At 51.2% G+C, this 12940-nt stretch carries 8 protein-coding genes; 1 reads left to right on the plus strand and 7 read right to left on the minus strand.

All coding sequences use genetic code 11. The features are described 5' to 3' along the window. Window positions 1–249: 249 nt before the first annotated feature. From NSU18_RS07720 to NSU18_RS07750, 7 genes are all read right to left on the minus strand, one after another. On the minus strand, window positions 250–1167 hold the full coding sequence (locus NSU18_RS07720) for a carbohydrate ABC transporter permease (protein WP_341020703.1): 918 nt from the start codon (window positions 1165–1167) through the stop codon (window positions 250–252). Window positions 1168–1182: 15 nt separating this feature from the next. Continuing rightward, on the minus strand, window positions 1183–2106 hold the full coding sequence (locus tag NSU18_RS07725; RefSeq protein WP_341151003.1) for an ABC transporter permease: 924 nt from the start codon (window positions 2104–2106) through the stop codon (window positions 1183–1185). A 142-nt stretch (window positions 2107–2248) separates the two neighbouring features. After that, window positions 2249–3937, minus strand: coding sequence for an ABC transporter substrate-binding protein (locus NSU18_RS07730; RefSeq protein ID WP_341020701.1), 1689 nt, complete (start codon window positions 3935–3937; stop codon window positions 2249–2251). A 135-nt stretch (window positions 3938–4072) separates the two neighbouring features. After that, complete coding sequence (locus NSU18_RS07735; RefSeq protein WP_341148704.1) at window positions 4073–5797, minus strand: sensor histidine kinase; 1725 nt, start codon at window positions 5795–5797, stop codon at window positions 4073–4075. A 12-nt stretch (window positions 5798–5809) separates the two neighbouring features. Continuing rightward, window positions 5810–7366 carry a response regulator gene (locus NSU18_RS07740; protein ID WP_341148705.1) on the minus strand — a complete coding sequence of 519 codons (1557 nt, stop codon included), beginning with the start codon at window positions 7364–7366 and terminating at the stop codon, window positions 5810–5812. Between the two features lie 251 nt (window positions 7367–7617). Then, complete coding sequence (locus tag NSU18_RS07745; protein ID WP_341020694.1) at window positions 7618–9642, minus strand: right-handed parallel beta-helix repeat-containing protein; 2025 nt, start codon at window positions 9640–9642, stop codon at window positions 7618–7620. A gap of 73 nt (window positions 9643–9715) precedes the next feature. After that, complete coding sequence (locus NSU18_RS07750) at window positions 9716–11530, minus strand: family 43 glycosylhydrolase (protein ID WP_341148706.1); 1815 nt, start codon at window positions 11528–11530, stop codon at window positions 9716–9718. A gap of 171 nt (window positions 11531–11701) precedes the next feature. On the opposite strand from NSU18_RS07750, the gene NSU18_RS07755 reads away from it, so the two are divergent. Beyond that, window positions 11702–12493 (plus strand): helix-turn-helix transcriptional regulator, encoded by a 792-nt coding sequence (locus NSU18_RS07755; protein ID WP_341020690.1) that lies wholly within the window; start codon window positions 11702–11704, stop codon window positions 12491–12493. The last annotated feature ends 447 nt before the right edge of the window (window positions 12494–12940 follow it).

Consider the following 12940-nt stretch of genomic DNA (forward strand, 5'->3'; position numbering starts at 1 on the left):
TGAATGTTATTGAAATTCTCCAGGGTGTTCATGTACTCCTCACTCATTGCTTCCATCCCCATCCGGCTCTCATAATTGCACTCTGCTTCTATTATAAGAGGAACTATCTCTTCATTTATAGGCAGAGAACAATCATAACAATCTGTTGTCTTGCACTTACTGTATTGTATACCGATGCTTGGATTCATAAGATGATATAACCTCAAGCGGGGTGCAGGCAGGTTAAATCCCTGCCCCTCCCCCCTGTCATCAACCCTTAACGCCGCCGACCGTCATCCCCTGAACAAAATACTTCTGCAGGAACGGATAGACCATCAGAATGGGTACACTTGCAACGATGGTCATCGTAGCACGCAACGAGGTTGGCGTTACCCTTACTGCATTATCTGCAGATTGATAGGCATCCACTGCACCTGCAGTCGCAGACGTATTGGTTGTCTGCAGAATTTTCATCAGCTCGTACTGAAGTGTGCTCAGCTTGATATTGGAGGAGTTGTACAGAAATACATCAAACCAGGAATTCCACTGTCCCACAGCCACAAACAGAGATACAGTGGCCATTGCAGGAATCGTCAACGGCAGTACTACACGGACAAAGGTCGTGAATTCCCCGGCACCGTCGATCCGGGCGGACTCCAGAATCCCTTCAGGCAGGCCTTCAATGAAAGATCGGATGACAATCATATTGAACACACCGATAATCCCCGGAACAATATAGACCCAGAAAGAATCCGTCAGGCCCACATTCCGGATCAGCAGGTAGCCGGGAATCAGGCCGCCGCTGAAATACATGGTGAATACGAAGAACATTGTGACGAACTTGCGGAGTACGAATTCCTGGCGGCTCAAGGTGAAGGCCAGCATGGCGGTACAGAAGACTGAGACTGCCGTTCCGATCACTGTACGCAGAAGGGAGATCAGCGTGGCATGATAGATGTCCGATTCCCCGAAGATATACTTGTAATTGCTAAAGGTCCACATCCGCGGCCACAAATAAATCCCGCCTCTGACAGCATCATTAGCATCATTAAGGGAGATGGCGATCATATTAACGAAGGGATACATCGTGACAATCATCAGACATAGCATAAAAATGATGTTGCAAATATCAAATACACGGTCTCCCAGACTGGAATTACGCAAACGCGATTTTCTTGCTGCTTGCATGACATATACCTCCTTTTAGAATAATCTGCTTTCTCCCATTTTTTTGGCGATGCTGTTGGCTGAGAACAGGAAGATGAAGCTGACCAAAGTTTTGAATATCCCTGCAGCAGTACCCAGGGAGAAATTACCCATTCCAAGTCCATATTTCAGCACGAATATATCCAGGTTCTCCGAGAAGTCAATGTTCATCCCGTTACCGAGCAAATATTGCGCCTCAAATCCGGACTCAAGAATATTACCCATATTCATAATCAGGAGAATGATAATAACCGGCTTGAGTCCGGGAAGCGTGATATTAAGCATCCGCTGAAAACGGCTGGCTCCGTCGATTTCAGCCGCCTCATATTGAGAGGGGTCGATGGAAGTGATGGCGGCCAGGTAGATGATGGTGTTCCAGCCCACATCCTTCCATACCTGTGTTGCCCCGAGAATTCCCCAGAAATAACTCCCTTTGCCCATCCAGAGTACAGGTTTGTCCAGGAGATGAAGCTTGGTAAGCAGGACATTGACAATCCCGTCCGGCGATAATACCGTCAGCACAATACTCGACGCCACTACCCAGGAGATGAAATGCGGCAAGTAGCTGACGGTTTGCACCACACGCTTAAAAATAATATTCTTCAGCTCATTTAACAGAAGCGCAAGCGTAATTGCCGTAACAAACCCAAATACTAATTGAATACCGCTCATGACGAGTGTATTCCGCAGCACACGATAAAAGGTGCTGTCCTCAAACAGTATCCTAAAGTGCTTTAACCCCGCCCATTGCTGCTCTGAGAAGCTCTTGGCCGGCTTGTAATTCTGAAAAGCCATGGTCCAGCCCCAGAGCGGGAGGTACTTGAATACAAACGCCCAAAGAACAAAAGGAATACACATGAAAGCCAGTGTTCTCTGCTGAATAAGACGCTTGAAGAATGAATGGTTTCTATTGAAAAGGATTCCCTTGTTGTTGAGGGGGGGTAGAGCATGTACTGGTTTCTCCACTGGTTCTTCTCCCTTCTGACACCTTGCTGATTACAGCTGCGGGCCGGAGCAGCTTCCCCCTTCCAGCCCGCAGCTTATAGCTGGTTCTGTCTCTAGATTACCATTTGCCTGCTACACGTTCCTGAACCTTCTTGGTGATGAAATCTTCATAGGTTTTCTTATCCAGCTTGTCGAACTGGGCCATGTAATCTCCCCAATTCTTGTCGAAGTTGGCCGGTGTGTCCAGAACCATAGCAGGCAGATGTTTACGCTGTAAATCGTCAGCCTTGGTAATGAACATCTGTTCAGGGGAACCTTGTTCCAGGGCAATGGACCAGGCAGGAGACCAAGGGCGCTCATCGGGGTCGTTGAACAGCTCACTGAAGGTCTTCACTCCGTAAGCTTCGAGCAGCTTCTTGTCGCCATCCGTATAACCGTAAGAGGCTACCTCAGGCTGGTTACCCGGACCATAGGCATTGCCATCCTGCAGAACAGAGTTATTGCCATAACGCGGCCAGCTGTAGTTGAAATAGTCAAACCCGAATTTCATGCTCTGCTCAGGATCTTCGTGCAGCTGGCGCTGCGCATCGTTGGCATAAGTGAATCTTCCATTCGCGTCAACAGCGTAGCTCTGATCCTTGATACCCCATTGAACCAGAATCTGATTCTCTTCCTTGAGCAGGTTGTCGAAGTATTGGATAATACGAACGGGGTCTTTGGCTTTCACTGTAATGCCTACACCATAATTGTTTACGAAGCCGGGAGGGTCAATATATTGATCCTTGATCTCTTTATCAAATACGATCGGAAGCGCAACATAGCGCATGTCGTCATTACCGGCCTTCTTGAGGTTATTCGTCGCATCCCCAACCTGCCAGGAATAGCTGAAGTACCCGAGTACACGTCCCGACGTCAGCTTCGCCAGATACTGGTCTCTGTTCATGGTGAAGGATTCAGGGTCAACCAGCCCCTCGGCGTTAGCTTCATTCAGCTTCTTGATCCATCGCTTCTGATAATCGGAGCCCCCAACCAGCTTAGCCTCATGGGTCTTCATATCGACAATGGTGCTGCCGTCATTCGGATAGCCTGCCAGGTGATTGGCTGGATTCTGAAGGGTGAAGAAGCTTCCCTGTTCACCAGCAAGGGTAGCGAAGCCAATCGTCTCCTGTCCGCCCACCTGGGGATGCTTCTCTTTGTATTGCTTCAGCAAGTCGAAATATTCATCAAGCGTCTTAATCTTCGGATAATTGAATTCCTTCAGCACAGACCGCTGAATGTAGAAGCCGGTCTGGAAGTTAGGCTCGGAGACATAGCCGATGTTCGCACCGTAAGGGAAGAAGTAGAGCTTGCCGTCTTGTTGTCTGAATTTATCAAAGTAGGGTCCGTATACCCGTTTAATATTGGGTCCGTATTGTTCAATAAGATCATCAAGCGGAATAAATGCCCCTGCGTCCATAAGCTTAGCCATTTGACCGCTGGAATCAATAATGTCCGGATAGTCTCCGCTGGCAATCATCACGCCCGCCTTGGTATCCCCATCGCCGACCAGATATTCAATATTCCAGTCCACTCCAGTCTGATTCTGCAGCTCTTTGCCGATTGTTGTTTCACTTCCCAAGACTTGTTTCTTGGGTGCCCCGAAGCTGAAATACTTGTAGGTCACTGCCGGAGCATCCTCATTGCCTCCCGCATTCGTGCTCTGTGCTGAGGTGTCCGGCGCAGTGTTGCTGTTGCCTCCGCCGCAGCCTCCCAATGCCGCCGCCAGAATGAGTACCAGACTGGTGGTCAAAAGCTTATTTTTTAACATTTTTACTAAATCCCCCTTAACTGTTCTTGTAATTCCATAAATTGTGTAAGCTCTTTCAATATACCAAGAAACCGCTTACTTTCTTACCCGACAAACCATACCTTGTGCTTCAAAATGTATACCCATATTGCGATGTCATACGGTGCTGTTATCCATCAGCGGCAGGGAGATGAGAATAACCATCCCTTCCCCTTCCCGGGTCTCAACTGCAAATTCAAACTGATCCTGGAAGATCAGCTTCAGGCGGTAGTATGCATTCTTCATCCCAACCCGCTCACCGATACCGCCATCCTCCTGCAGATAGAGCAGCAGCTCCTCCAGCTTCTCCGGTGACAGCCCCATCCCGTTATCCTCCAGTCTGAGAATCAGCCGTTCTGCTTGCACAGTCACTGAGATGGAGATGATTCCGCTATCCGCGATGGACTCGACCCCATGGATACTGGCATTCTCGACAAACGGCAACAGCACCATTTTGGGAATCCGCTGCCTCAGGGCTTCCGGGTCTGCCACGATGCTATATTCCAGCTTGTCGCCGAAGCGGTACTGCTGAATCTCCAGGAAGCTCTCAATCAGCTCCAGCTCTTCGCTGACGGTAACATAGTTCTGACTCCAGGAGATGGACTTCCGGAACATTTTCGCCATATGCTGAATGATCTTTGCCGTCTCCTTCTCGCCCTTGATGATGCTGCGCATGCGCACGGATTCGAGCGAGTTGAACAGGAAATGGGGATTAATCTGGCTAAGCAGGGCATGCAGCTGCGCTTGCTGCTCCCTAAGCTCCAGGTCCTTCTTCTGGATATCGGCAACGTAGACCTCGTTAATCAGGCTGTTGATCGTTTCGGTCATGCGGTTGAACTCCATGGTTAACTGGCCGATCTCATCTCTGGCCTCTTCATAGGGAATGGTCTGGAAGTTCTGCGCCTTGACCTTCTTCATATATTTGAGAATCCGGACCAGCCGTACATGAATCGAGCGGGACATCACCGCAATGATGATTGTGGGCAATATAAAGTTGATGCAGGCAAACCAAATGACAAAAGAACGCGATTTCCTGACTTCGTTCAGCACAAGCTCCTCATTCATCACGCCCGCAAGTGTCCACCCTTCCAGATAATTAATCCCGGTATACGCAGCCTGGAATTCAAGGGAATTCTTAGGCTGGAGAATGCTCCTGAAAGGGACCAGCCCCGGGCTCGCCGCCTCATCATTCGCATACTGAACCCGGCCTTGGGGATCTAACAGATACACAGCGCCATTGAAGGTGCTGCCGTTAAAAATCTGCTGAATCCGCTCCATGTTCAAATCAATTTTGACGAGCTGCTCCATTCCGCTGGTGTAATAATTATTTAATTTTTGAATCAGACTGAATTTCTGCTCCGAATAGACAAAGGTCGGATAAGGTGCCGACAAGGCTTTGGACTGGGTATACCAGTCTGATTTGCGGATTTTACCGGTTAGACGGTCAATATAGCCGGAGGTCAGCACTGTAGGATTATCGGTGTACACCTGATACCAACGGACACCCTGTACGCCTTGATTGGACAAGGCTCCTTCCAGGTAGCTGTTGAATGTCTGTACATAATCCATCTCACTGGTGAATTTGCGGGAAATGGTCTTATTAAAGATGGGGTCGGCATACAGCGAATACGATAAGCCTACTCCCTGGTCGATTGCCACCTGCAGTTCGGCTCTCAAATTGTTCAGTGCCATGTCGGCATCACGGATTTTTTGATTGCGGATATTGGTGGTTGTGACGTGATAGAACACGATATTGGTGAGGACAATGGGAATAAATACGGACAGTACGTACATGAGCAGCAGCTTCTCGCGCAGCTTCATGTAATTTAACAGCTTTTTCATTGGATCGCCCCGTTATTCTTTTTCTATCAACATGTTCCGGTATTCTGTCGGCGACACTTGCTCCAGCTTCTCGAATTGGGTCACGAAATAATCCGCACTCTGAAAACCGACCTTCTCGGCGATCTCATATATTCTGAAATCACTTTTCCGAAGCAGCTTTTTGGCCTCCTGTATCCTGAGCTCCAGTAAATAATCGTTGAAATAGACACCGTATGTCTTGCGGAACAGGCGTCCCAGGTATACTGCATTCATATAGAATTGGGCGGCTATACTTTTCAGGCTGATATTCTCCCTGTAGCGGGTATCGATATACCGCTTAACGAGCACAATGCCCCCTGCAGAATGCTCTTTGCGGAGAAGGGCAATATACTCTGCTGCTTCCTGCATAGCCAGTGTGAAATTCTCCTTCAGCATCTGCAGACTCCAATTCACATGCTCCCGTTCAGTCAGCCCCCTCAGCTTCAGAATCTGCTCTTTACTGCCGTCCATTTCTTTAATGACAGCAATGATTCCCGTTCTACACCGGGCTAGAGAGCCTGATACCGCTTGCGGTGTGAACCGCTGCTTATGGAACAGCTGAAAGATACTGTCCACAGTGTCCAGGTAGCCGCACCTGTCCCCCTCTTCCAGCTGGACGATGAGCTTGCTTATGACCGCCGGACTCATATCAAAAACGTACAGAGGCCTCTCCTTAATCAGGGAGTACATAATGAGCCCGGCGGGCTCGGCATATTTATGTCTTGCCGCTTCATTCGCCTCCGCATACGAACGGTGAACATCAATAAGCGCCTGGGCCGGATCGCCTGCGTAGAGACTGAGCCTGCAACCAAGCCTGTCCGCCAATGCTGACCTAAAGCATTCCAGACGGTTCGCAAGACCGCAGGCTCCGCCCGTTACCGCTTCTGTACAGAGCAGCATTCCAAAGCTTCCCTGCTGCTGCTCAAACACAGGTATGCGGTTACCGTCCTCTTCAATGAACTGCAGCCCGCTCTGAAATTGCTTCAGCGTAAGCTGCTGGTCCTCCGGGTCTGAATACACTTCGGCCAGACAATACAGGAAGCCTCGCTTATGCTCCATGCCCAGTGCTGCGGCGAGGGGCTCCGCTTCTGTATCCGGCAGCTTCCCTTGCACCAACGCCTCCAGAATTACACTGGCGGTGTGATCATCATTAGTCAGTGTGGTGATCCTCTTCCTGCCCATCGTATAGGACAGCTTGCGCAGTGTGGCGGTCATCTCCTCATCGTCAATCGGCTTCAGAATATAGTCATGCACCCCGTAGCGGAGTGCCTGCTGTGCATACTTGAAATCATTGAAGCCGCTGATTACGATGAAGACCACATCCTGAGCATTATTCTCGGCCACGCTGCTGATAAGCTCCAGTCCGTCCAGAATAGGCATCCGTATGTCCGTAATAACCAGATCAGGCTTGAGTTGCCGGATCATATCCAGCGCCTCTGCCCCATTGTTCGCTTCTCCGGCGATACTGAAATTAAGCGCTTCCCACGGAATGATCTCCAGCAGTCCCTTGCGGACAAATACCTCATCGTCTACCAGCAATACTTTGAACATCATTTGAACCTCCCACAAGTGAATATGGCTATACAACTAACGGCTACAAAAAAAAATTCCGCCGTCGGTTTCCCGCCGGCGGAACCTGCTTCGTTAGGATAGTGACATTTTAAAGTAGCTTCAGTTAATAATCATTGCAGATTCCACCTAATTTATTGCGTCATTACAGCGGGAGCTGGTTAACACTGCATCACCAATCTATGGCGAGCAAAAAGCCTGTCCCGGGGGGACAGGCTTTCCAGTATTCTGCGTTACAGTACAATCTTCACCGGACTGTTATCCGTTAATTCAAACGGTCCAGGCGTCACATTCGAGTCCGGGCGCTGCTTACCGAAAAAGTCGCAGTCGAACCGGTACGGTGAGCCGTCCGGCTCCTCATAGCGCATCTCGGCGTGATAGCTTCTGCCCAGCAGATTCGTGGTGACTACGGTTGGCGCGGCTGCACGCAGCAGCTCAGGGTTCACGATATGCACCTGCACCTTGCCGGAAGCCGCATCCACCTCAACCTCAAGACCCTTGTCGGCATAGACCTTCGCGCTGCGCTCATGCGCACCCGGCACCGCATCTTTCAGATACAGATTGCCTTGAATAGCTACAGGAAGGGCCATCTGTTCGGGATGGAACGGCTTCCCGGAATCGATCAGCGCTTTGATCTCTTCCTTGGTGTATTCCCACCACTGCTTGTCCAGGGAATTCGGGTGCTCATCATAGCCGCCCAGTCCAACAGGATGCAGATAACAGCGGGAATTATCCGGGATACCGTCCATCACCCGTTCACCGTTATCATTAAGCTGCTCTCTCGGGGCAAGCGGCAGATGCTCGAAGAACGTCATCGGTACTACCTCATTGTCCTTGTCCTCGTCACGCAGGAAGATATTGTTGTAATATCGGTCGTCACCGCCCGCGATATTGCTGTACCCGGCAACCGCTGTCTCGTGCGGCATATGGTACGGCGTATAACGGGTAAGTTCAGGACGTACCACGAATCTGCCGGCGAACAGATTATGGACGAACGCGCCGCCCTGGGCCATATTGCGGAAGTTCATCGGCGACAGGAACAGGTTGTGATCGACCATATAAGGACCGTGGCAGACCTCCATGAAGAAATCCTCCGACAGGTTGTCGTAGAACACATTCCGGCTGATGCGGGTGCCCTGTGCCTGCCAGTCCAGCCATAACGCCCGGTAGGAGCTGTAAATGACATTGCCGCAAATCTGGGTATCCAGTGAAGCATGCAGCTTGATTCCGCCTACCTCTGCCCCGTGGAAAATCCGTTTATGATGGATATTATAAATCCGGTTATGGCAAATCTGGCTGAAGGCCCCGCCCAAATGACCGACGACTCCAGCCTGCTCACAATCATGGATCACATTATTGCGGACGATATGACTTCCGATGTTGTCCTTATGCCAATCCTGGCGGAGTGCACGGAAAATAACCTCCTGCTCCCGCTGCGTCCCGCCCTTCATCCGGCCATTAGACCACTCGTTATGCCCGGTTGAGATTTCTTTGCCCAGACTCACCCCTGTGCATTTGGACTCGCAGATGTGGTTATCCTCAATGATCCAGCCCTTGCTCCAGTGCGGTCCGATCAGCCCTTCCTGCAACGCCGTTGGCGGTGCCCATTGGGGAGCTGCCTGGCGGAGCGTGAAGCCTTTGACGGTTATGTAACCCCGCCCCGTCTGCTCCGGCCAGAAGCAATAAGGGCGCACGCTGATCTCCACATTCTCCCGGCGGGGGTCCCTGCCACCGAAGCTCGCCCAGATTTTAGTTGCATTGGAGCTCACCTCCGCATACCACTGGAGCAGAGAGTCCGCCGGGTACTTGGCCTGCGGCCATACCTTGGGATCGCGCAGCTTGGTAACGCTATCACATTCATACAGCGATTTGCCGTCGAGATAGACCTCCCCCAGATGCGGCTCGAACGCCCCTTCGAACAGCCAATCGCCATATAATTTTTCTTCAAAAGGATTGCGCACAGCAAACAGGCTGTTCGGCACCTCCGCACTCCAAACACCGTCTCCTTCATCCTGCCAGTCTGCCACCGGCTCAGCGCCTGTGATAATGACCTCCCCATCTCCGGCAGCCTGATAGACAATCCTCTGATCCTCTGTTCCTCCGTTAGCCGGGCTCACCCATTCCCTGTATGTCCCCGCATGAACGGTGACCGTATCTCCAGGCTCCGCCAGCGCCGCAGCGCGGGAAATGGAGCGGAAGGGCTGGTCTGCTGTACCGGAAGCCTGATCACTTCCTTGCATTGCAACATGATATTCCATATGATCATCCTCCTCTTTCTTGTATGTCATTTAGACATTTTAAATGAATATTCTATATTTCGCTATAACCTTTCTAGCCTACAATGACTTCCATGTATACCTGCTTCAGGCCCGGATTCAGGTCCTTCTCCTCGGTGAGATCCAGAACTGGAGCACCATCAATGTCAAAATGCACGCGCCGCAGGCCGGAGCTTCGCGGTCCCTCGATTCCCGGTCTGGCGTGGTAGGCGTTCCAGATCACCCCGTCCTCGTCCGTTACATAGGAATTATGGCCCGGTCCATATTCTCCCGGCACGCTTCTGGAGGTCAGCAGCGGATAATTGCCCTTGGTCCAGCTGTTGATATCCAGCAGATCTGCCCCCTTGTCTGCGGTCAGTAGACCGACCACATAAGTAGCATCCACGGCTGCACTGGCAAAAGTCACGTACAGCTTGTCCTCCGTGTACAGAGCAAACGGACCTTCGTCCACGAACGTATGGTTATTGGCCCAGCCGTAATCCGGCCGGGTCAGCAGCACCGGATCACTGGTCAGCTTCCACGGCTCCTGCGGGTCAATCGTGGCGATGTAGACCCAGGCTCCCAGATCCACCGGCAGGAATTGGCGCTCCGACCATGCGGCATAGAGCTGGCCGTTCCAGCGGATGACGGTCATATCCAGCGAGATTGTTGTGCCTGCTTCACACAGATAGCTTCCGTCCTTCTTCACTACCCGGCGGGGCCTGGACCAGTCCGCAGCATTCATGGGATTGCCGCCCGGACTCAGCTTCATCACATGTGATTCCTCATGGAAGAACTCTCCGGGTGTTGCGGCATGGAAAATATACAGCTCGTCTTCAATGATATGGAGTTCCGGTGCCCACAGCAGGCCGCCGATCTCTTCATAAGTGGTGGAATCGAGGATCAGGGATTCCTCCGCTGTCACCAGCCCGGGAATCGTATCGGCTTCCCTCATATACAGCGTATGTTCCTTATCTGCATCATTAGTCGCTATGAAATAATATTTCCCCTTCCACGCTGCAATGCAAGGGTCCGCACGGTTAAGTGCAATCGGGAATGGGAAATGATCCTGATGGATCTCCCCGGAGATGCTGTAGGTCCCGGCCTTGTCCCAGTTGATGGCATCCGTGTTCCAACGGACTTTTTTGGCAGCCTGCGTTCCATCACTGTATAGGGCTGTTGCCCGGACCGCCTGCACATCCTCCACCGATGCCGCATTCACCCGGTCCGGTACTACGACAGCAATGTTCTCCGGTACCGTAAGCTTGCAGAAGAGTCTGCGGGCGATCTCAGCGGAGACAGAGAGCCTGTTGCGCGGCTGGATTCCCTCGATATCAGTCTGCACCGCTTCCAGCGTGAACGGCTCCGCTTCCACCGGTGCTGAGACATTCGTAAGGCTCATGATGTCGGCAGTGAAATTCTCATAGCCCTGGCCCTGCCCGTCTATCCATTGAATCAGGTAACCGCTGCGCTCCGGGTCATAGGTACACGAGATATCGCTTACATGAGTATCCGCTTTAAGCTCCAGCAATCCAATCTCGCTGTATTGCAGCAGATCGGCCGAAGAGAACAGCAGCACTTTCCCCTTGCTTTGTTCATCTGCTTCCCCGTCAGCCTCGGTGCGCACAGCAATGACGCCGAAATTCCCGTCTGCCAAGTAGAAGAGATACGGCTTCTTCAGGCTTTTGGCGCGGAGCGTCCCATCCTCATTCTCCGTCGCCTTGGCGAACAGGACACCCGAGTTATGATTCAATGCCCGATACTGGCCCCCATCAGTCTTGTAAGCCAGGTGCATACTGTAAGCCAGCTTCGAAGCATACACAATATCCTCTTGCGGCAGTCTTGTATAGCAAAGGATATCTTTCCGATCTTCGTTTTGTTGTGGTATCATGGATTCATAATCTTCCTTCCTATTGATAATTTCTAATAACTATAATTACGCACTGTTCGGTTAACCTTCGAATTTACTCTAATGTCCACTACAAATTATAGAGATTCACTGAAATACTAACAATGATATTTACTGACCATTAATTGATCTATCCGAAGAAAGGAGAAGCCAATGCCTACAATTCACTACGTGGAATACGATGCTGCACATCCGGCCAATTTCGTCTACAGTATCCCCGAAGGACTGAACGCCTGGCTTCTTGTCCTGACCCAGACTCCTGCGGTGTTTGAAGTGGAAGGTGAATTGAAGGAATTCCCAGCTCACTCTGTCGTTCTGTATCCTCCAGGGCACAACATCTATTACCGCGCCTGCTCCCAAAAATATGTCAACGACTGGGTCCGTTTCGATGCGGATGAATCGTATATCACTGAAAGCGTTCTGCCGCTGGGCAGTCCGTTCTCCCTGCCCGACCCCGGATATTGCCATCAGCTGTTCCAGCTGCTGACGCTGGAGAACTCCTTCCAGAATGACTACCGGGAGCTGTCCATTGACTACCTGTTCCGCCTCTTGTTCAACAAGCTGTCTGAGGCGTCCCAAGACAAGCTTACGCCGCAGTATTATAATCTGCTGGAGCTGCGCAAGACTCTGTACAGTAATCCCGGTCACCCTTGGACCGTATCCTCGATGGCCGGGTATCTGCACATCAGCACCGGCTACCTCCAGACCATCTACAAATCCGCCTTCGGCATCTCCTGCATGGAGGATGTCATTCAATGCCGGATTCGGCTGGCCAAGGAGAAGCTCGGCTTCGGCCAGCACAAAATCGCCGAGATCGCTGCTCTCTGCGGCTACGCCAATGTCGAGCATTTCTGCCGCCAGTTCCGCCAGCTAACCGGCTTCTCCCCCCGCGCCTACCGGGAGCGGCTGGCATCCAAGCAACCGCTGATTCGGGAGGAGACTTAGATGGATAAACGTATCTTAATTGTGATCATTCGCAACATCTGATGGAAATAGTTGGATAAACGTCATTTAATTTCACGGTTTCCTCCACTTTGGTTGATCCGCAGCAAATTAAGTGCTGTTTTTCCACCTGCTCTCTGGCTAGCGCTCCTACGTTCCTTTACAAGTGGAGGATTTCCAACGAATTCCCACTGACTAAGGCAAAACCCTTGCACGACTATTCGAACTTTTATCCCCCAATACTGCTTTACTTTGCGCCATCAGCCTTCGTCCACGCACTCGCGCCCATTGTATTTTTTTTCGACTACATTTCACTCGCACGCCTCCGCCACGCCAAATGTGATCGGTATTTAGCATACATTCTGTCCTCGCGCCTTCACCACGCCCAATGTAATCGCTTTTTCGATTACATTCCGCTCGCACGCCCCACGCCGGCCCAATGTGATCGGT

The organism is Paenibacillus sp. FSL H8-0048, from assembly GCF_038002825.1.
Lineage (GTDB): Bacteria > Bacillota > Bacilli > Paenibacillales > Paenibacillaceae > Paenibacillus_AQ.